General features: G+C 41.4%; 13 protein-coding genes and 1 tRNA gene. 9 read left to right on the top strand and 5 right to left on the bottom strand.

Annotated features, from left to right (window positions below; translation table 11 throughout):
• The gene (locus tag H3S94_RS10510; RefSeq protein ID WP_198241011.1) at window positions 1-1,038 is read left to right on the top strand and encodes a proline racemase family protein; all 1,038 of its coding nucleotides are present in this window, start codon (window positions 1-3) and stop codon (window positions 1,036-1,038) included.
• 674 nt (window positions 1,039-1,712) lie between these two features.
• Here the strand turns inward: H3S94_RS10510 and H3S94_RS10505 are convergent.
• Window positions 1,713-2,714 (bottom strand): helix-turn-helix transcriptional regulator, encoded by a 1,002-nt coding sequence (locus tag H3S94_RS10505; protein WP_198241010.1) that lies wholly within the window; start codon window positions 2,712-2,714, stop codon window positions 1,713-1,715.
• Window positions 2,715-2,910: 196 nt separating this feature from the next.
• Here H3S94_RS10505 and H3S94_RS10500 point away from each other — a divergent pair, with 196 nt between their 5' ends.
• The 5 genes from H3S94_RS10500 (at window position 2,911) to H3S94_RS10480 (ending at window position 11,248) form a co-directional block, all read left to right on the top strand.
• Entirely contained in the window at window positions 2,911-4,890 is a 1,980-nt protein-coding gene (locus tag H3S94_RS10500) for a TonB-dependent receptor (protein WP_198241009.1), read from the top strand.
• A gap of 85 nt (window positions 4,891-4,975) precedes the next feature.
• Window positions 4,976-6,193 (top strand): MFS transporter, encoded by a 1,218-nt coding sequence (locus H3S94_RS10495; protein WP_198241008.1) that lies wholly within the window; start codon window positions 4,976-4,978, stop codon window positions 6,191-6,193.
• Entirely contained in the window at window positions 6,190-7,359 is a 1,170-nt protein-coding gene (locus H3S94_RS10490) for an FAD-dependent oxidoreductase (protein WP_198241006.1), read from the top strand. Before H3S94_RS10495 ends, H3S94_RS10490 begins: the two co-directional genes overlap by 4 nt.
• Before the next feature lie 863 nt (window positions 7,360-8,222).
• Window positions 8,223-9,794: a class I SAM-dependent DNA methyltransferase gene (locus H3S94_RS10485; RefSeq protein ID WP_210328028.1), complete on the top strand. Its 1,572-nt coding sequence runs from the start codon at window positions 8,223-8,225 to the stop codon at window positions 9,792-9,794.
• Entirely contained in the window at window positions 9,791-11,248 is a 1,458-nt protein-coding gene (locus H3S94_RS10480) for a restriction endonuclease subunit S (RefSeq protein WP_198241004.1), read from the top strand. Before H3S94_RS10485 ends, H3S94_RS10480 begins: the two co-directional genes overlap by 4 nt.
• Window positions 11,249-11,283: 35 nt before the next feature.
• Here H3S94_RS10480 and hsdR read toward each other — a convergent pair whose 3' ends face one another.
• The gene (gene hsdR, locus H3S94_RS10475; RefSeq protein ID WP_198241002.1) at window positions 11,284-13,581 is read right to left on the bottom strand and encodes an EcoAI/FtnUII family type I restriction enzme subunit R; all 2,298 of its coding nucleotides are present in this window, start codon (window positions 13,579-13,581) and stop codon (window positions 11,284-11,286) included.
• A 765-nt stretch (window positions 13,582-14,346) separates the two neighbouring features.
• Window positions 14,347-14,431 (bottom strand) — tRNA-Leu (locus H3S94_RS10470).
• Window positions 14,432-14,779: 348 nt separating this feature from the next.
• Between H3S94_RS10470 and H3S94_RS10465 the strand changes: the two genes are divergently transcribed.
• A complete protein-coding gene (locus H3S94_RS10465; RefSeq protein ID WP_198241000.1) occupies window positions 14,780-15,019 on the top strand; it encodes a hypothetical protein in 240 nt (79 codons plus the stop codon).
• A 1,111-nt stretch (window positions 15,020-16,130) separates the two neighbouring features.
• On the opposite strand, the gene H3S94_RS10460 is transcribed toward H3S94_RS10465, so the two are convergent.
• Together H3S94_RS10460 and dapB are read right to left on the bottom strand one after the other, a co-directional pair.
• Window positions 16,131-16,748, bottom strand: coding sequence for a 2,3-bisphosphoglycerate-dependent phosphoglycerate mutase (locus H3S94_RS10460; RefSeq protein WP_075869068.1), 618 nt, complete (start codon window positions 16,746-16,748; stop codon window positions 16,131-16,133).
• Window positions 16,749-16,782: 34 nt separating this feature from the next.
• On the bottom strand, window positions 16,783-17,589 hold the full coding sequence (gene dapB, locus H3S94_RS10455; protein ID WP_198240998.1) for a 4-hydroxy-tetrahydrodipicolinate reductase: 807 nt from the start codon (window positions 17,587-17,589) through the stop codon (window positions 16,783-16,785).
• A 717-nt stretch (window positions 17,590-18,306) separates the two neighbouring features.
• Here dapB and H3S94_RS10450 point away from each other — a divergent pair.
• Entirely contained in the window at window positions 18,307-18,939 is a 633-nt protein-coding gene (locus H3S94_RS10450; protein WP_198240996.1) for a hypothetical protein, read from the top strand.
• Between the two features lie 816 nt (window positions 18,940-19,755).
• Window positions 19,756-20,175, top strand: coding sequence for a hypothetical protein (locus H3S94_RS10445; RefSeq protein ID WP_198240994.1), 420 nt, complete (start codon window positions 19,756-19,758; stop codon window positions 20,173-20,175).
• The last annotated feature ends 1,215 nt before the right edge of the window (window positions 20,176-21,390 follow it).

Here is a 21,390-nt window from a genome sequence, read left to right as displayed (position 1 = left end):
ATGCATCGGGAGAAGGAAATCGAAATTCTGCAAGTCCATTGTCAAGGCGAAATAGGGCGGGTGATTACAGGAGGGGTTGGTGATATTCCCGGCAGAAGCATTGCCGAAAAAATGGATTACATCAATGAGGTCGATGATAGCTTACGCCGCTTTGTTACATTTGAACCGCGCGCCCATGTCGCCATGACAACCAATCTTCTATTACCTCCGACCCGTGAGGATGCCGATGCGGCCTTTATCGTTTTGCAACCGGATCGGGCATATCCGATGTCGGGGAGCAATTGCATCTGTGTTGTTACCGCGCTTCTGGAAAGCGGAAAAATCAGAATGCAGGAACCGCAAACAACGGTTCGACTTGATACAGCCGCAGGTATTGTTGAAGTGACCGCAGAATGTCGTAACGGTCGTTGTTTAAGTGTAACCATAAACAATGTACCGGCTTTCGTGGAAAAACTCGATGCAGAAATAGAAACCGCTGAATGGGGTAAAGTCAAAGCCGATATTGCTTTTGGCGGCGTTTATTATGCGCAGATGGATGTCGACCAGATCGGCTTGAAAATTTTGCCTGAACACGCCCGCGCATTGGCCGAAGCCGGAATAGAGCTGGTTGATCTCTTCAATCGGCAAAACAAATTTTCCCATCCACTTAATCCCTCACTGAACAGTTTGGCCTATGTTATGTTTCGTGATTATGAAGATGACGGGAGCCTGCGTACTTGCACGACCTTGAAACCGGGGCGGGTTGACCGTTCACCTTGTGGAACAGGTTCTTCTGCAGCACTGGCAATTGCCAAATCAAGAGGCGAAATGAAAGTCGGTGATAGCCGTATTTCCCGTTCGATTATCGGTGGGGAATTTACCGCAAAAATTATCGGTGAAACAAAAATTGGCGGGCGTGAGGCTGTATTGCCGCAAATAACAGGACAAGCGTGGATTTATGGACGCGAGTTCCTGCGTGTGGATGCGGATGATCCCTTTCCGACCGGTTTTGCCTTGTCCGATAGTTGGGGGTCAAAGGTTAGCGAATTATCAAAATAACGGGCGGGAAAAGACATCGGCATCGAATATCGGCATTGAACAATTGTCATGCAAAAAAATTCCAATGAATAGCGATGATCGGCAAGGCAGGGTAAGTGTGCAGATATACCGGTTCTCTCGCCAAGACGAAAAAACCAAAAAATATCAACTATAGAACGCCACTATAGCGGTGATTAAATTGATTGGCACAGAAGCGATTTTTCAGAATTGTCTTTTAAAGACCGTTGATGACAGCCGGCACAATAGAAAACCGGTTTATTGTTTGACGCTCTCAATGGGGAAATAGATATTTGGAAAATAGATATTTCATTCTGGAAAACAACGATTGAACAGGTTCCTGTCCGTTAAAATCCGGTTTTTCTTGTCCATAACAATAATTATCTTATGTCCAAACATCATATTTGTTTTGATGAAAAGATAATGCAGGCGGTGATGATAGTGCAATTACTGGCCATTTTGTTTGTCTCTTCCGCTTGGCAAAAAACCGAGGTCGTAATTGCAGCTTTTCCGCAACCGGAAACGCTTTTATTGTCTTGGTGACCGGTCAACAATTATTAGCTCTAAAAATTAGCCGCCTTTCATATTGCAGTCGGTACAATTTGCCTAGACGATCTGTTTTGACAATCTTGTTTTGACTATTTGTTTTGACGATCGTCTATAGTGAAATGCTGTTTCTAATGGAGATCGGAAGAAGACTTCCGGACGACATAGCGGCTTGGCAAAATATGTTTTTTATTTTTAAAAACCTTGCTGAAATGGCTCAAATTTTCATAGCCCACCGCAAATGAAGTCTCGGTTACGGAATAACCATTCAACAAAAGCTGGCAAGCAGTTTCAATCCGTATATCGACAAGGTGACTATGCACCGACCGGCCGATACTGATGCGAAAGGCTTCTTTCAATCGACGGGTATTCAGGCCGACCTGACGGGCAAGGCGCGCAATGCTCCAGTTTTCAGCGCAATTTTCTTCCATGAGCTTCAAGGCATAGTCGAGCTTATGTTTTTCATTTGAACTCAAAGCTTTGAATTTATTGCCTTTATCGCCATTTTCAGCAATTTTAAGGGCAATGCTCAATGCTTCAATCGCTTTACTGTAAATAAATATATCACGCAATTGCCCCTTGGCGAGTTTGCAGTTCAAAATGCTTGAGATGACCGGATGCAATTCGACCGACGGCGTTAACGGAATGAGGAATACTTTCTGGTCGGGGCGGCTATGGTTATCCATGAGAGAGGCGGCAAAACGGCTTAATGAAATGCCGCCAAGCTTTTTCAGAATCTGTTTGCTGTAACGGATATCGAGAACCAATAGCCGTGAATTTTTACGAAAAATATCTATTCCATGTGAAAAACCGTCGCTGGCAAAGAGGATTGCTTTTCCCGCAGATAATTCAACCGGATAGGCTCCGTCGACGCATATAGTGCCATTGCCATGAACGAAAAAAGAGAGTGAAAAAGTCGAAGGGCCGGAAGCTTCCATGATAATATCGTGTTCCGGTGTCGCGTCGAGTGAATGGATGAGAATATCGTTTTCAATACTTTGAAAAAGAGATTGATGTTTCCATATCGGGTTATTGTTGAACTGGCTACCGTTCCAGTCATTTTCGCCGTTAATCACGATGTTTATGGACGAATTGGAATTGCAATCCATCACTTTATTCATGGAATTGTCCATCAGAATTAGTCCTGTTCGCGTTATTTCAAGTACCAATTACGTTAGCTTATTTTGACATTAGTTGATTATTATTATCAAGTTTTATTACGAAAAAAAATTAGCCAGAACGAGAAAAACGATGTTTTCAATCATAAAAACTGATGGTTATGGATCTCTCGGATTTTGCATTGTAGCATTATCAATAGGTTCGTTTTCAATGCAATCGCATGCGCAAGAAACGGTCGAACTCGACAAGATCGTTATAACTTCTGCCAAACGCGCGCAAAATATATCAAATTATGATGGTTCCGTTTCAGTGATTGAAAGCCAGTCGCTAAACGACAATGGCATTGCAAGTGTTGATGATTTACAGAAAGTTTTTCCCGATCTTTATGCCACAACAAGAGGAAACCGTATCTATAGTAATTATACGATCCGCGGCTTATATTCTGCCGATTTTTTCAATCCCACAGTACAAGTTTATGTGGATGGTGCTCCCCAATCACCTTCGGCTTTGTCACGCAATTTGTATGACGTCGAACGGATAGAGTTTTTGCGTGGCCCACAGGGAACCCTTTATGGCGGTAATGCTTTCGGCGGGGTTATCAACATTATCACGAAAAAACCGGTCAAAAACAGATTTTACATCTCCGCTACAGGCTCGCCCCAGATACCGTCAGGCGAATTCGGGGGCACGCTGGCACTTCTTCCCGATCAATTGTTTTTGGATTTTGCCGGCAATTATGATTATTTTTCCGGCGACATAGATGACATCACAACGGGTGATAAACGCATCAATGGAAGTGAAACCGGTTTTGGCCGTTTCGGGATAAGGTTCACGCCGACAGACAAAAACTTTGATTTCAGCATGAATTACGCCAAAGAGCGGCTCAAATCCCGCGAAGAACTTTACGTAAAAAAGGATGGCGTGAAAGACCGGAAATATGAAAGCGGCTTTTATGGCGAGAGACCGCTATTGCGCCGCGATGTTGTTGATGCATCGGCTATCTTCAACGCATATCTTGACGACTTTACATTCACCTCTATCACCGCTTATCAGGATAGTGACGTTGCGCGCGATTTTTCAGCCGGCTTTGATACGCGTTATCTTTGGCCGCAAGATGAAGAGATGTTCAGTCAGGAACTGCGCGTGAATTATAAGGGCGACAATATCGACGCACTTGCCGGTCTCTGGTATAGTCGTGAGAACTTCAATGGTAAAAAAAATGCCGTTGCTCCCTATTATGGTTTTTCACATAATCACGTGCGCAGTTATAGTCGGGCTGCCTTTGGCGAGGTAACCTATCATGTCACCAACAAGCTTGATCTGACAGGCGGCCTTCGCATAAGCCATGACAAATCGAGTATCGACGCCATGCGTCTTGATAGTTACCAAACCGGCATGGGGTTCGATTTCGATAATAATGCCGATTTTAACAGCTACCAGCCCAAATTCAGTATCGGCTATCAGCTCAATGATGCTGTGCGGCTTTTCTCCGTTATTTCCAAAGGCTACAAACCGGGTAATTTCAACCACAGCATAAGCTCGATGCTGGATGCCAATCCCTATGATCCCGAACAGGCATGGAATTATGAAATCGGCATGCGCTCCAGCCTGTTTGATAATTCTCTCGACCTTGCAGTTTCTCTTTACCGTCTCCACTCGGACGACAAGCAGATATATGTGGGACTTCTCGGCCAGCAATATATACGCAATGTTGGCAAGGCTGACAGCACCGGTATCGAAGTTGAAAGTGAATGGCGTGCAACGAACCGTTTGACATTGGCGGGTAACGCATCTCTCGGCCGGTTTGAATTTACCGACTTTACCGATCCCGATAGCGGCCTCGTCTATGATGGAAACCGGATTCCCTATGCTCCCGATTTCAAAGGAAACATGAACCTCGGCTATATTATCAACGAGGAGCTATGGAACGGTGTTTTAACAGCCAATATTTCAGCCCATTATACCTCGAAGGTCTATTTTGATGAAGCAAACCACGTTGAACAAAATGCTTTTACGACATTTGATGCCAGTCTCGATTTTGCCAAGGTCAACGGATTAACAGCCAGATTGTTTGTCCAGAATATCGCAGACAAAAGCTATAAAAGCTATGCATATGATAATGGCCGGTTTGAAATGGCAACTCTCGGCAATGGTCGCAGCTATGGGGTGAGCTTGCACAAGGAATTTTAATCCAATTCCAAAATAAAGCTCGCCCGATTTTATTTTGCCCCGGCAAATCTTTCCTCATAGAGATTATAAAAGCAGTCATTCGATAATGGTTAATGTCATCAAGAAAAAACCGGTTCGTCAAATCGCCTTGGCGGCTGGTGGTGTTTACGCCACGCAAGGTATTATCGGAGGTTTAACTTATATAGGCATGCCTGCTTATATACGCATGCATGGAGCCTCCCTCGACCAGATAGGGTTGGTATCACTTGTTATGCTTGTTTGGGTTTTGAAGTTCTTTTGGTCATCATGGATTGAACGACTTCGCATCGGCCCGAACGGACGCCGTTTCTCCTCTCCTATCATCATTATTGCCGAATGTGGTGTTCTTTTATGCCTTGCAATTCTGGGCTTTTATGAAAATGTCTCAACAATACTGCTTTGTCTGGTTTTTATGGCCATCTTTTCGGCCACAGCCGATATTGCTTGCGACGCTTTTCTTATCGAACAATTGAAAACCTCCAATTATGGCCTCGGCAATATAGCGCAAGTCGGGGGTAGTTATTCGGGATTGATCTTTGGCGGCGGCATTTTCTTGTGGGTGTGTGATGGCTCAGGATGGCGTGCAGGCTGCATTTTTTTGGGCATTCTGATTGCGGTCTGTTCCATACCGATGATGCTCGTTGATGAACCTTTGGTAGAAAATTCACAGCCATTGCAAAAACCCCGTTTGCTAAAGGCGGTGGTTCGCAAAAATATGTTGTTAGGTCTGGCAATGGTTATCGCCTATGAAATGGCGGGGCGTATTGTGCAATCACTCGTCGGGCCATTATTGGTCGATCTTGACATTCCATTGGCAAGCTTGGGTATGATAAATGGTGTGGGTGGCGTCGTTTCGGGGCTGATCGGTGTTTTGGCAGGCGGTGCACTGGCTCAAAAACTTGGCAGTAAAAATGCAATGCGCCTTGTTGCCCTGCTGCAAATTGTGGTCATAACAGTCTTTGCCTCTTTTTTAATAAGCCAATTTTATACGCTGCCGTTATTTATCGGCCTCACTATTGGTGAAAGCGCCATCATGGCAGCGGGGTTTGTCACCTGTTATTCGCGGCTGATGGAATTGGTATCGAAAGATCAGCCGGGCGTTGATTTCACACTTTTTCAAAGTGCGAGCGCCTTGACAGCCGCATTGGCAGGCGCTGCCGGCAATTTCATCGCACAATATTACGGCTATAGCGGGGCATTCGCATTGGCAGCGCTTATAGCTATTGCAACACCGATGATCTTGAAGTCATCAGAAACACATGTAGAGAGGAATTTACAATCATGACAAAGCCGCATGCAGTTATCATCGGTGGTGGCGTTGCCGGGCTTGCAGCAGCCTGGTGGCTTGATAAAGCAGGTTGGCAGAGCACCATTATAGAACGGGCAAAAAGCTTGCGTAACAGGGGCTATATGGTGAGCCTCACAGGTTTGGGTTATGAAACCGTGAAAAAAATGGATCTTTATGATCGGCTGAAGGCAATATCTTATACGATTGATGAAAATATCTATAAAAATAACAAAGGCAAAGAACTTATCCGTTTGCATTATCGGGATTTTGTCAATGATTTGCCCTATCTTGCGGTGAGCCGGAGTGATCTTGTAACCGTGCTTGCCAATGCCTTGCCTGTCGGGGCGAAATTATGTCCGGATACACATGTTCTCAGCCTCGAAAAGAGTGCGGATGGATATAAAATCGAATTGAATAATCATGATATTTTGCATTGTGATATGGTGTTGGGATGCGATGGTTTGCGCTCGTCCCTGCGGCAACAATATTTTGATAAAGATGGCAAAAGCTTGCAACCGCTTGGATATTGTTTCGCGGTCTATGACATCAATCATGTGAAGGATTTTGATTATGATTTCCTATCCTATGTGGAACCTCGACATTTTGCCGAATATTACAGTCTCCATGACGGGAAACTTGCAGCCTTGCATATTTGGCGCGATGAAAGATCAAATCCGCATATAACTGCCGATGGTTATCAATTATTGAAGCAAATCGTTAGAGGGAGCAACCGGCAAGTCCGTGATTTACTGTCGATCGCACAAAAAGAAAAAGCCCCGATATTGGTCGATAGCCTGACAATGGTGGATTTACCCCAATGGTACAATGGCAAAATGCTTTTGCTAGGAGACGCGGCACATTGCCTGACGTTAATTTCAGGGCAGGGAGCCGGTATGGCACTCGCTTCAAGCGAAATGCTGGGCATGGCCTTAGCCAAATATCAGAATATCGAACAGGCGTTTACTGTTCATGACCGGCAATTGCGACCAATTATCAAGCGCTTACAGGAAAGAACGCGTAAAATGGCTCCGATGTTCGTACCCGCAACCGCTTTTACATTCCATTTACGAAATATTGTGCTCAAATTCATGCCCAAATCGTGGCTATACCACTATTTCACCAATGCCGTAAAATCGGAAATTGCACTCACGCATTTGCAATAATCTTGCTTGAATAGCCTTGTTACGGTTTTATCTTTCGGACGGCAAAGAGAGTAAAATTGCTGGCGTGTCAAACGGATAAGCTCGCGTGAAAAGCCGCGTGGGGCTTTTGAAACATAAAGAATTTAACAACTATTTTGTTACAAGGCTTAAAGCGTGTCTGGCACGTCTCTTTTTGCATGGCAACAATTTGAAAACGCTCATAAATATATCAGGGAAGCTGTATTTATCAAAATTGGCGGCCAATCCGGTCTTGGTAAACCGGTACACCGACCGACAGCGATAAATGTGACAAATGCTACCGTGCATAAGTTAAAGCATTTACCGACTGAACTGATAATGCCAATGATTTTTCACGCGACGCGAAGCACAATCGCGTTTATTCGCTCGAACTCTTTCAAAGGGTGATAAGTGTTTTTGTGGAAAACATTGAAATTATCGCCCGCTTACAGAAAAATTTTTTTAAAATAAAATATTATTTTATATTGAGTTTTTAATTTAATTAAAATTAAAAATATATTAATTAAAATTTTAATAAAAAAATAATAAATTATATATTAAAAAATTTTTATATATTCAATTATTTATAAAAATATTTTATCATTAATTTGAATATTCTCGTGGTGTTGTCAGATCTAAAAAATGGAAACAGCACGATGTAAATTCATTAATATTGAGGCAATGTTAATCAAAGTGAGGACGGATGTCTGTATGAAATCGTCAGGGAAGGCTTGTGAGCCCGATCCCTTTTTCACAAAAAAGCCATTTAATCTTTTTTAATAAAAGACAGGTTACAGCACGAACTCTTTGCATAGGTGTTTTTGAATCCTGAAAATGATTATTTTTGAGGTTTTTAGTAGGTCGATATGAAACAAGTTAAAGCGCGTCAGCAAGTCGAAAAAATCAAAAGACCAACAATTAAATTAAGTAATTTTGTAAAAACCATTCAAAATATCATGCGCGGAGATAGCGGTATCAACGGCGATGCACAACGTATCGAGCAGATGACATGGCTGATTTTTTTAAAAATTTATGGGGCAAAGGAAGAAAGTTGGTCGGTCGTTGGCAGTAGTAGATCTCATAGCTACAAATCAATTATACCGGATGAATTCCATTGGGAAAATTGGGCAAAAGATAACAAGGATGGGAAAGCATTAACGGGCGAACCTTTGCTGGAATTTGTTAATCAAAAATTGTTTCCTGCTCTTAAGAACCTTAATATCGACGTCAATACACCAATTCGCCAATCTATTGTAAAGACGGTTTTTGAAGATGCCAACCAATATATGAAAGATGGCGTTTTACTGCGCAAAGTTATCAATGTCATTGATGAGATTGATTTTGACGAATATCATGACAAGCACGCATTTGGCGAAATTTATGAAACCATTTTAAAAAGTTTGCAAAGTGCAGGTAACGCGGGTGAATTTTATACCCCGCGTGCTGTGACCGATTTTATTATTGAGGTTTTAAACCCGAAATTGGGTGAAAAGGTCGCCGATTTTGCTTGTGGTACAGGGGGGTTCCTGACGGCGGCATTGAAAACGTTGAATAGTCAGGTAGAAACAACGAGAGATCGTCGTGTTATTCAGGAAAGTATATATGGCATCGAAAAAAAACCACTGCCTTATATGCTGTGTGTCACGAACTTATTATTACACGATCTTGATAATCCCATGATTGTGCATGGTAACGGTTTGGAGAAAAATGTTCGCGAATATCAAAAAAATGACCGATTTGATGTTGTGGTTATGAATCCACCTTATGGAGGGACGGAAAATGAAATAATCCGAAGCAACTTTCCGAAAGCATTGCAAAGCGGTGAAACGGCTGACTTATTTATGAGCGTCGCAATGTATCGCCTGAAGCATCTGGTAGAAGGCGGTGGAAGGTGTGCTATTATCATTCCCGACGGTTTTCTGTTTGGTGGTGACAGTGCAAAAACAGCCATAAAAGAAAAATTGATTAACGAATTCAATTTACATACAATTATCCGCCTGCCAAATAGTATTTTTGCACCTTATACGTCAATTACAACCAATATCCTATTTTTTGATAATAGCAAAAGGACAGACGAAGTTTGGTTTTATCGTGTGGATATGCCGGAAGGCCAAAAACATTTTTCTAAAACGCGGCCTGTGAAACTGGAGCATTTCAACTCATGCCTTGAATGGTGGAATAATCGGACAGTCATAGCCGATAAAGATACTGATAGTTTCAAATCGCAAAAATTTAATAGAGATTTTTTAGAGCATAATGGGTTCAATCTTGACTTATGCGGTTACCCGAAAATAGAAGAGGAAATATTGAGCCCGGAAGAAACGATGTTAAAATATCATGAGCTACGCACAGAGTTAAACGAGCGCATTGATGCGACATTATCTGATATTGCCAAGTTTCTTGATATTGATTTGAATAAAAAGATTGCCGGTAAATGAGACTGATTGGTGACAAGTTAAAAGCTTCTCTACTCCAAGATGCTTTTCAAGGCAAATTGACAAAACAATTGCCTGAAGATGGTGATGCACGTGACTTGCTGAAGGAGATCCAAGCGGAAAAAGAGCGCTTGGTCAAAGAAAAGAAAATTAAAGAAGAAAAAAACTTGCCCGTTATCAAAGACGAAGAAATACCATTTGATTTACCAAAAAACTGGGTTTGGACAAGGTTAGGGAAAATTGGTTATTGGAGTTCAGGTACAACTCCGAATAGAACTAACTTCAATTATTATAATGATGGTACTTATAATTGGTTGAAAACTGGCGATTTAACTGATGGCAATATTACTAGCACATCGGAAAAGATCACGGAAAAGGCCTTAAGGGAAACATCAGTAAAATTGCTACCTCGCGGTTCGGTTCTAATTGCTATGTATGGCGCAACAATCGGTAAGTTAGGAATATTGGAAGTAGAATCGACCACCAATCAGGCTTGTTGTGGGTGCATCCCGTATAATGGTATCTTAAATTATTATTTGTTTTATTTTTTGTTATTTAGTAGAAAGAAATTTATCGAAATGGGGGCAGGTTGTGCACAACCGAATATATCTAAGGAGAAAATAATAAATACTGTTGTCCCAGTTCCCCCACTTGCTGAACAACGTCGTATTGTGGATAAACTGAAAACGGCAATAGAAAAAACTGATGAACTAAAATTTTTTGAGACTAAGCTTAGTGAGCTCGAGAAAAGTTTTCCGAATAAGTTAAAAGCTTCTCTACTCCAAGATGCTTTTCAAGGTAAATTGACGAAACAATTGCCTGAAGATGGTGATGCACGTGACTTGTTGAAGGAGATAAAAGCGGAAAAAAAGCGCTTGGTCGAAGAAAAGAAAATTAAAGAAGAAAAACCTTTTTCTGTTATCAAAGACGAAGAAGTACCATTCGATATACCAAAAAACTGGGTTTGGACGAGATTGGGAGAAGTTACGAATTATGGAGAATGTAGGCAAGTAAATAAACATAATATTGGATCGCATGAATTAATTATTGAATTAGAAGATATTGAAAAAAATAGTTATAAAATTTTACATAGAAATTTTGATCGTATACCAGGAAGTAATAAGAATCGTTTTAAGAAGAATGACGTGCTTTACGGAAAGTTGAGGCCATATTTAAGAAAATGTGTAATCGTTGATTGTGACGGATATTGTTCTACGGAAATAATACCGATTAATGGTTATGGGAGAATTGATCAGAAATTCATCATGTATTATATGACGTCACCGTTTGTAGATATTCGCGTGAATAGCTTGACACACGGAATGGATATGCCCCGTCTTGGGACAAGAGCGGCACTTAAATTATTATTCCCTCTTCCTCCGCTTGTAGAACAACGTCGTATTGTTAAGATCATTGAAGCAGCAATGCAAAAAATAGACTGTTTAGATGACCGTTAAATTATATTGTCGTGAAAATGTTATTTATCCAAAAATCAATATGTGCATAGTTCATTTTTTAAATTGTTTATTGCTTCGTTATAATTTTTAATTCCGCCGAATATGTTAACAATCTTTTTTGGGCTACCGATTTTATCAAAGGGGGCGCTATTTAAAACTTCATTATCGTCTAATGATAATATCCCCTCATTAATATATTTATCAAGAAGTATTAATATTATTTTCTGGCGCTTATCTGTAAATTGATTTAAATAACCACTGTTTTTGAGACGAGTTACTCGCTGAGATTTTTTTATCGGTTTTTTACCATAACCGACGGCCAAGATAAGATCGAATAGGTCATATTCGTTATTATTTTTACATTTTTGCAATTCAGTTAACGGTGCACCTTTTTCTTCTATAATTTTAATGACCTTGCATTTATGTTCTTCAGCATTCCAAACATCTAAAAAAGTTGTCGATGTTGGATATACATTGAGGATACAACGTTTAATGCGGGAAGCCAGATTTTCTACTTCCAATTTTCCTTCTGCATTTAATGTCTTTTCAGTTTCATCAAGAATTTCTACATCAACTTTATTGACGTGTAATTTCGGCATGCGTATATCACCTGGTGTCGTCACGACATCGGGACCTTGTGTTCCATCACCAGTGCCGGTTGTATCAGGATTTTCAATGATGACGATTGGTTCTCCGTCAAAGTCTTTATCATCAAATGCTTTGCTGTTGCCTCTGAAATCCATTATAGTGAAAAACCATTTATTATGTTTCGTATCAAGACGCGTTCCACGGCCAATAATTTGTTTGAATTCCGTCATGGAGTTTATTGGACTGTCCAATACAATGAGCTTGCATGTTTTACAGTCAACGCCCGTGGTTAGCAATTTTGACGTTGTTACAATTGTCGGACAAGCAGCATTCGGATCAATAAAATCGTCTAATCTATCTTTTCCAGTGTCTTTTTCACCGGTCATTCGCATAATATAGTCCGGATTAGTTTTTACGATGTCGCTGTTTTCGTTGTTCAACGCTTCGCGCATACGCTCTGCATGTTCAACATCAATACAAAAAACAATGGTCTTATTGTCCCTGCCATTCTTTTTAAGCCATTCCGTAATGCGCTTTGCCACTAATTTCGTGCGTTCGTCGATTATCAGAGTTCTGTCAAAATCTTTTTGATCATATTCTTTGTCCGGGATCGGGTTACCGTTGATATCAACCTGTCCCAGTTCAGGACGCCATCCTTCGACATCTTTATCAATGGTTACTCTTATGACTACATAAGGTGCTAAAAAGCCGTCTTCTATTCCTTGCTTTAAAGAATAGGTATAAACAGGTTCACCAAAATAAGTCTGATTACTAACGTCTTTTGTTTCTTTCGGAGTAGCTGTCAAACCGATCTGGGTTGCTGAATCGAAATAATCCAGTATTCTTCGCCACTGGGAATCTTCTTTAGCACTTCCTCTATGACATTCATCAACAATGATCAGGTCAAAAAATTCCCGCTTGAACTGATTGAACGTGTCGTTTCCGTCTTCACTCACTAATTGTTGGTAAAGGCTCATATAAATTTCGTACGAACTATCTAATGTTTTACCGCGTACTTTGGTGATAACTTTTTCAAAAGGCTTAAAATCATTTGAAATAGTCTGATCAATTAATATGTTGCGATCGGCAAGATACAAAACTTTCATATTCGGTTTAGCTTGTTTTAACCGCCATATAATCTGAAACGCGGTATATGTCTTGCCTGTGCCTGTTGCCATAACCAACAAGATCCGTTTTTGCCCCAGAGCTATGGCCTCAACGGTGCGGTCAATTGCGATTCTTTGATAATAACGCGGTTCGATTTTATTTGAGGCATCTATAAAATAGGGTTGTCCAATAATCTCCTGTTGAGATTCGTCCAATTTTTTATGAGAAATATAGCGAGCCCACAATTGAACCTGAGTTGGAAATTGATCCATTTCTAACGTAGTTTCAATTCCTGTAAGCATATCATGTTCCAAAAATTTGATGCCGTTGGTTGAATATGCAAACGGAACATCCAGAATGCTAGCATAATCCTTAGCCTGTTGCATTCCATCTCCAACCGGGTGATCGCCTCTTTTGGCTTCTATTACAGCTAATGGTGTTTCCTTGTTGGGCGCAAGTAATAAATAATCGGCTCTCTTCGCCGGACCTCTTCTAACTTTATTACCAGTTACCAAAACTTGACCGGCAGTAAAATAATATTCCGTTAGGATAAAGTGCTTGTCCCAGCCAGCTTTTTCTATAAGCGCTGGTGTGACGTAGCGTGTTTTTACATCTTCTTCAGATAATTTCTTATGCATTGCCGATCTTCAAAACTTGAAAATGATTTATCAAATATGTTTCAATATTTAAGCAGCATTGAAGCTCCTTTTCAAGAAAACCTAACGTTTTTATTGTGATTTTGTATCAAAAACAACTCTTGGGTGTTTCATTCTATCAACATTGCTCTAGACCAGCAAACTGGCCGCATATGTCAGAATTGATTGAAAAAAAACGCTAGCTAGAGGATACATTTACTTGGCAAGAATGCCCAATCCGCTCGCTTATCGAGTCGCAATGCACTAGTAACCCTGCAACTTGGTCAAGAATAGATTTCCAAAACAAGCTGTATGATAACACTGAATTGATTGAATCCAACATAGTGGTAAAATCGGGCTAATTGATTAAAAAGATGTTGGATCTCCATCCCTTTTGTTGCTAAGAGCGCAGCACTTTTGATGAATTAATTTTGAATTAAACTCTTTCTTAGCGCGAATCCCGAAACGAATTCTGTCGTTTGTTTTTAACGAGATTATTTAGAACAGATAATTAAGATTAATGAAATGGAGTGAAATCAACCAATATGAAAATGGAATACATTTTAACAGAAAAGTGAAAGTAGGAGTTCTGAAGAAAAGTTAAATAAACTGTTAAAAGGAAATATTTACAGAAAAACAATGGAAAATTTACTTCTTATATCTCATAACGTTTTTTTTAAAAGCGCTGCCCTCTTCTCTTAAAATTCTCGCCCTTTTTCAGAAAATTATTCAATAAAAACAATAAGTTAATCGGTGAAAAAATGGGAATGGTGCCCAGAAGAGGACTCGAACCTCCACGCCTTGCGGCACAGATACCTGAAACCTGCGCGTCTACCAATTCCGCCATCTGGGCATTGCGTTCCATCTAAGCTGGCAATCTTAAACTGTCAACCGGATTTTTATGTAGCCCACAAGCCATCATAAAATTTATCTTGAAGACCATTTCGTCGTTCCCGAATATAAAATTCCAGCACTGGCAGGATAAAAGAATTTCCATGGTCGAGAGGCGCCGTAAAAGCAGACCAGTTCGTTATGAAAAGATCAATAAAGGGGAATGGCAGAGATGTCACGTGACCGGCAGATCGGAATGCGCAACGGAAAGGCTGAGCTGTGTCTAAATGATTGCCGACGGATCGACAACAGTGTTTCAAGCCGTTCAAGCCGGTTGTTGTGATGGGGGGGGGCGGGAAAAACAGCACAATTGGAACATAACAGCACGCGCGAAATTGAAACGAGTACAATAAAACGGTGTGCACGAAAAGAAGCGAGTAAAACAAAAGGAAAGGCGCGGGGAAAGAAGGAAGGCAAACAAAAGGAAATGGGCGGGAAAGACGGTCGTAAAACAAGAGAGGAAACAAGGAAAAGAACTAAGAAAAAAAACAAATTGAACGAAAAAGATTTAAGCAAATCAAAATGGAGCGCATGTAAAAGCAGGAAGTAAAACAAAAGAGAGTGGACGCAACAGGAAGAAGTAAAACAAAAGAAAACGCACGGAAAAGAACTAAGCAAAACAAAACGAAATACACGAAAAATATTTAAGCAAAGCAAAACGGGCGCATGTAAAAGCAGGAAGTAAAACAAAACAGAGTGGACGCAACAGAAAGAAGTAAAACAAAATAAAACGAACGGAACAGAACTAATAAAAACAAAACGAAATATACGAAAAAGATTTAAGAAAATCAAAACGGAGCGCATGTAAAAAGCAGGAAGTAAAACAAAAAATAGTGGACGCAACAGAAAGACGTAAAACAAATTGAAAACCACGCAACAGAAAGAAGTAAAACAAAAATAAACCTACAGAGAAGAAGTTATTAAACAAAAGGGAAGTGCTGGCAACAGAAGGAAGTAAAACAAACGAGATGCAAACAAATGAATAAAGTGGAAGGAATAAAGCCGTCTTGATTGTTCGTCAATTGGGGGAAGTTCACCGGAACTGAAATAACGTAGATTTTTCTGTTTGCAATGTGGGGCAATATAATGTCGTCAGGCAAATGTCTGGCAGTGTGATCTCAGGCAATGTAACGTCGGGCAATGTGATGTCAGGATTGCGATGCAGACAGTGTAACGTTGATTAGTGTAATATCAGGAATGTAACGTTACGCAGAGTAATGTCGAGCAGTGTAACGTCAGGTATCGAGATGCCGAGAAGTATGATTTCGGGCAGAGTGATGTCATGCAGTGGAACGTCTCGGAGAACAATGTCGGGCTATGTAAAGCCACGCAGAGTAATGTCGAGCGGCGCAATGTCGCGCAATGTCATGTCGCGCAATGTCATGTCGGGCAGTGAAATGTCGAGTATTATAAAGTCTTGAGCAGGTTAATGTCACTTAGTGTCATGTCTCGCGGTGCGGTTCTGACCATTTCAATGCCGCCCCGCCTTTAATCCCGTCTTTAATATTGCACGTTGCATTTTTGCGCACCTCCGCTTCAGGATTTGTGGCTTCAGCTGTTACCTATCAATTTTCATAGTGGTGACTGATAGAAAGCAGCGATTATAAAAAATGCCGGAGCAGATTTGTTCCGGCATGGCATAGGTTTGAATCGAGGTTTATCTATTCAAGCACTTTTTTGGAAGCAATTGTTGAATCGGCATTAAGCTCGTAAATCATCGGAACACCTGTTGCCAGCTCCCGCTTGACAATTTCTTCGCCGCTCAAGCCTTCCAACGCCATGATGAGCGCACGCAATGAATTGCCATGGGCGGCAACGAGCACTGTTTCTCCACGCAGTACATGAGGCTGGATGTTATGAAGGTAATAAGGCCAAACGCGTGCACCTGTATCGCGCAAGCTTTCGCCGCCCGGAGGTGGAACATCGTAAGAGCGACGCCAGATGTGAACCTGCTCTTCGCCCCACTTCTTGCGCGCATCATCTTTGTTGAGGCCGGAAAGGTCGCCATAGTCACGTTCGTTCAAAGCCTGATTTTTGATTGTTTCAAGCTTTGGCTGCCCCATTTCGTCAAGAATGTGTTGGCAGGTATGTTGTGCGCGTTGCAGAGCGGATGTGAAGGCAATGTCGAACTTCAATCCTGCTGCTTTCAGTTTTTTCCCGGCGGAGATTGCTTCTTCCAATCCTTTTTCAGAAAGATCGGGATCTTTCCATCCGGTAAACAGATTTTTCAGGTTCCACTCGCTTTGTCCGTGTCGAACCAAAACCAATATTCGCGACATTCTTTCCTCCTTGATAGGGGTTTACTCAAGTCAATTAATCATTAAGACCTAAAACATCGGCCATGGAATAAAGTCCATGCTTTTGCTTTTGTGCCCAGAGCGCAGCTTTCACCGCGCCATCGGCAAAAATCGAACGGTCCTGTGCAAGATGCGAAAGAACAATGCGTTCGTTTTCACCGGCAAACACCACCGAATGGTCACCGACCACAGTGCCACCGCGTAACGACGAAAAGCCGATTGTACCGGCTTTTCTTTCGCCTGTATGCCCATCACGCCCGCGCACACTCACTTCTGCCAAATTCTGATTGCGAGCCTCTGCGGCGGCTTCGCCTAAAAGCAGCGCTGTGCCGGAAGGGGCATCAACCTTTTTGCGGTGGTGCATTTCGGCAATCTCGATATCGTAATCTTCCATATTCAAGGCCTTGGCTGCTTTTTTGACGAGCCCCGCGAGCAGGTTTACGCCAAGGCTCATATTGCCGGATTTAACAATTGTTGCATGGGCGGCAGCCGCTTTGATTTTCTTCTCATTTTCTTCGGAAAAACCGGTAGTGCCGATCACATGGACAATGCGCGCCTGCGCGGCATAACCTGCATAAAGAACGCTTGCCTCCGGACTGGTAAAATCAAGAACACCTTCGACCTTGGCAAAAACCGGTAACGGATCATCGGTAATGGTGACACCCAGAGGTTCCTGACCAATAAGAAGGCCTGCGTCTTTCCCTACAAATGGCGAATCCGATTTGACAATGGCGCCTTGAAGCTCGACACCTTCAATCCGCCCGATTGCCGAAAGCAGTTCTCTACCCATTCTACCATCAGCACCAACCACCGCCAAACGCATTGTCTTCTCCTGCAAATCATTTTTATTGCGAAATCATTATTTTACGTTTTATCTGATTGGCAAGAAAATGAGAAGAGCTTTAACCGGTGAATAAAGCGGCATCCCGTTTTTTAAAAAAATATTCGGTTGCCGAATTTTGAAGGCCGGTTTTCGCTACCTATGTCGTTTCCGTTCGCCATCTATAATTCGTTCATCTCTATTGCCGTCAATTCCGGTTTTCTTTCCGACTTTTTCATTTCGGAAAGGAATAATCGGCAATCGGAAAAATCGTTACGGAATGTTTTTTGTAAAAACCGGATGCCGAGGGTGACTGCCTTTATCCAGGAAGAGGCGGTTGTTTTTAACCAAGAGTGACAGATCTCTTTTTCCAATCAGGAAAAATATTTTGCGTTTTATAAATAAAAGAACGCCGAATCGGGTTTTGAAAGTGCAAGAGGTTTAACCGGAACGCTAAAATGATGAACTCGAAAGAATATTCATGTCACACATAATCCATTCGGATTATTTTGATTTGCAGATTTAGAGAGAAAATATCATCAATAATCAATTTATAATAGAGAGATATTTTTGAAGAATTTGAATTTAAAAGTAAAATATAATATAATCAAAACAGCATTAATGAATAATGCCGATCGGGTCCATAAAGGCAGACATGATGGCTGTCATTTTCCCATTCATTTATGCATCAGGTGGGGTGGTGCATAAGAGGTGAGTCAAATGATAAACACAACCTATTCCGCTTATGGCATCAATCAACTTTCCACTCAGAATACGGCAACAACGTCCACCCCCAAGGGGAGTGATACAGCGACATCTGTTGCGGCCGAAAAGTTGAAACCTGCCCGTATCAACGTGACAGATGATGCTGAAAGTTTCAAAGGACTTTCACGCAATCAACTTGCTGAAATCATGGCCAATAAAGATGGACTTTATACGGAAGACCAGCAGGATACAGCAGAGTTCTTCATTTATGAAATGGGCATGGATGAATATACGAGGGTCTATCAGGCGACTGGTAGTCATAGAGCAGGTTTCGAGGCGTTGATAAAGTTTGAAGATCAAGCAGGTCCTTTAGAAAAGCAGACGTTTCAATGGGCAAAAAGGCGCGCGAATGCTGTTGTCATTTACGAGAACTATGCTCGAAGCGATGGTGTTATTGCCAAGGATTATGACATCGCAAACAGTCTCTATAAAAAATTGAAAGCTTTCTATATTCGCATGTCTAACGAAAGTTCTATTGCTTTCCTCGCTGGTCGCGAAATGCCCGATCTTTACGGTGATCCGGAATATAAAAAGATAAAATCGGATTTTTATGCAGAAAACAGAACGGGCTTCAAATTTACTGTTTGAGCCGGTTGTAATTCTTCACCAGCAGAAATTATAATCAAGTTGAAGATTGAAATCGCCGGAATTGTTTTGGCTGGCAAAAAATATGTTGCCTGTGCATCAGGAAGCATAGCCGTATGTGAGCGACTTTAAAGGATTATTTCCGGCGAGAAAAAGCGGGATTTCGTTTTAGTTGAAAAAAGTTTATTAATAGTTTTAAGTAAAATATTTGTTTTTTATTTCAATATTTTGAAAGAAAGAAAATAATCAATATTTCTATTTGTCGTTTCATTCGTACTTCAGTCAGAGATTATGCGCTTTCTTCCGTTGTGATTTGGGGTGTGATTGAGGTGAGTTTTAAAAATATCATTATAGAACTGTCAGGAAAAATATTTTTAAAAATCACAAAAAAGATAAATATAGAAAAATATATCCAGCTCAAATTCTCATAATTATGCACAAAAAACCGTTAATTGATTATAAAAAAGATAAAATGAATTATAATATATTTCGGCTATAGGCTCGATTGGAATTTTTTATTATTTTATAAATGAACATTCATGAAGAATGTTGAACTTTCGGTGGGGGAGCCATGATAGCTTGAAACCATATGTCACCTGTGGAGAGGTGATATGGTCAATATCAACACAAACATGAATGTCGGCTATTCCAACTCTGAAACTGCATTAAAAATTCTACGTGAGGGGTTAAGCAATAGCGGAAATACAGCCGCTGATAAATCCAGCGCCAAAACAGTGAGCCGAGAATAAAAAGCAAAAAAAGCAGAACGAGGTCAAAGATTATTCGCGTCCTCTACCTCTTGGTGCAGATCAAGCGCCAATGAGTGGTGGGGAAATTTCCGATTTTTCCGAAGTCGTTGGTTTACTTCAGGATGCAATGGGCAAAGATTTCAATATCAATGATTATAAGCCTTATAAAGATGCCAGAATGATTATCACTATTCAGAGTTTTTTTGAATCGGACGATGCAGACCGTTTGACAGATGAGCAATATCAGAAAATTGCCGTGGCTTATGCGAAAGAAATATTGGCCTATTGGCCAAGTGCCGATCGGAACGAGTTTTTACAAGCGGCGGAAAACGATGGCGTCGAAGTGATTGGCCGTTCCGACTATGATACGCATCCTCTTTTTGGTGGAGCAGATGAAAATTTACTCAATAACGTCAAGCAATTGGAAGCTTCAGGCAAAATGGTCAGAGGTTTTCAATTAGGAAACAGAATGGTTGGCGTGATTTTTTAAAATCGGGAAGGGTATCTCTATCTCGTCAAAACAGAGAGCGAAAAAATAGGTGGTGGAATGGCCGGGCTGTTTTATCTTTTTATCACCGGTTGAAACCGGTTATAAAACAGCAACTTGTTTCACCCTTTACAATTTTTTGCAAACCCTTTGCCACTTGTTAAAGTGACATTGCAGGCTTTGTTAGAATGCTGAAGATTTTTCACTTTTCCCTTGTTTTTCAAGGCCAAAACAATTGGTGGACGCTTTCATGAAAGGGGCGGGCGGGTCACTTTGGCGAACGCATTTGACCGGTCGTTCCGGCAAAAGGATTTGACAGGTTGCGTTGACGAAATGATCCGGCGGGTCACTTTGGCCAAAGGATCTGATAGGCCGTTGTGACAAGGGGGAATGAATGGCTATTTTAGCAAATTGAGAGACCGCTTTGGAAAAAAGGTTTCGCAAAGCTGTTTGAAAGTCAATTGATCGACTTTTTAACAGGATTTGCTTATTAAACAGTCAATAGAACGGTGATGGTCGTTTGCGTTGTTTTGCGCCGGTTTAAGAGGTGGCGCGTTTGCCGGTCGAGTAGAGGCGGGGTGGTGTTCAGAAATCGGAAGATGTGCCCGAAAATGCTTTGTCTTGACGGAAAAATCTGCTTCACCTTTGAAACAGGATGATCTTGCATGGATCTTTTACCGGAACAATTCTGCTTTCGCATTCGATTGATACGATCTTGTCTTGGATATTCGCCGGAACAATTCTGCGCGTCAAGTGCCCCGATAAGATCATCTATTGAAGCCTCGCCGACAAACTTCGGCGTTGTTCATTCGCAAACTTTTGCGTGTCCTGCTTTTCGCGCTCGCTATCTTTCGTGTGGATTTTAATTCATCAAAAAAGCCTTACGGAGTGTCTTCTGTAAGGCTTCAATTCATTGTTTGTCAAAATCTATAAGACAAGAATTTCCTGTCAGTCAAAATCAATTCGGCAAAGCGCAACTTTTTGAGATTGGCTAAGCGTAACTGTTGCAAACTGCAAAGTTTTGCCAGCGCTTGAAACTTTGCCTTGCCAAAGCTTGAAACTTTGCCTTGCCAAAGTTCGAGATATACGCTTTGCCAAGCCTTGTTTTATCAGAACTCGTATTTGAGTTTGATACCGCCGCCGCCACCCTGACGAGCGCCGACATAACCCTGACCATCAACATTGATTGTCAAAGCTTTGTTGTCTCTCAACGGGTTC

Source organism: Bartonella sp. B10834G3 (genome assembly GCF_016102505.1).
Lineage (GTDB): Bacteria > Pseudomonadota > Alphaproteobacteria > Rhizobiales > Rhizobiaceae > Bartonella > Bartonella choladocola.
Note: the sequence above shows the minus strand (reverse complement) of the source record. Positions and strands in the feature narration are given on the sequence as shown.

Coding starts and splice junctions, on each gene's coding strand:
- H3S94_RS10495 (WP_198241008.1), top strand. CDS start 4,976: ATGGTTAATGTCATCAAGAAAAAACCGGTTCGTCAAATCGCCTTGGCG.
- H3S94_RS10450 (WP_198240996.1), top strand. CDS start 18,307: ATGATAAACACAACCTATTCCGCTTATGGCATCAATCAACTTTCCACT.
- H3S94_RS10485 (WP_210328028.1), top strand. CDS start 8,223: ATGAAACAAGTTAAAGCGCGTCAGCAAGTCGAAAAAATCAAAAGACCA.
- H3S94_RS10490 (WP_198241006.1), top strand. CDS start 6,190: ATGACAAAGCCGCATGCAGTTATCATCGGTGGTGGCGTTGCCGGGCTT.
- hsdR (WP_198241002.1), bottom strand. CDS start 13,581: ATGCATAAGAAATTATCTGAAGAAGATGTAAAAACACGCTACGTCACA.
- H3S94_RS10480 (WP_198241004.1), top strand. CDS start 9,791: ATGAGACTGATTGGTGACAAGTTAAAAGCTTCTCTACTCCAAGATGCT.
- H3S94_RS10445 (WP_198240994.1), top strand. CDS start 19,756: ATGAGTGGTGGGGAAATTTCCGATTTTTCCGAAGTCGTTGGTTTACTT.
- H3S94_RS10500 (WP_198241009.1), top strand. CDS start 2,911: ATGCAATCGCATGCGCAAGAAACGGTCGAACTCGACAAGATCGTTATA.
- H3S94_RS10460 (WP_075869068.1), bottom strand. CDS start 16,748: ATGTCGCGAATATTGGTTTTGGTTCGACACGGACAAAGCGAGTGGAAC.
- H3S94_RS10505 (WP_198241010.1), bottom strand. CDS start 2,714: ATGGACAATTCCATGAATAAAGTGATGGATTGCAATTCCAATTCGTCC.
- H3S94_RS10510 (WP_198241011.1), top strand. CDS start 1: ATGCATCGGGAGAAGGAAATCGAAATTCTGCAAGTCCATTGTCAAGGC.
- dapB (WP_198240998.1), bottom strand. CDS start 17,589: ATGCGTTTGGCGGTGGTTGGTGCTGATGGTAGAATGGGTAGAGAACTG.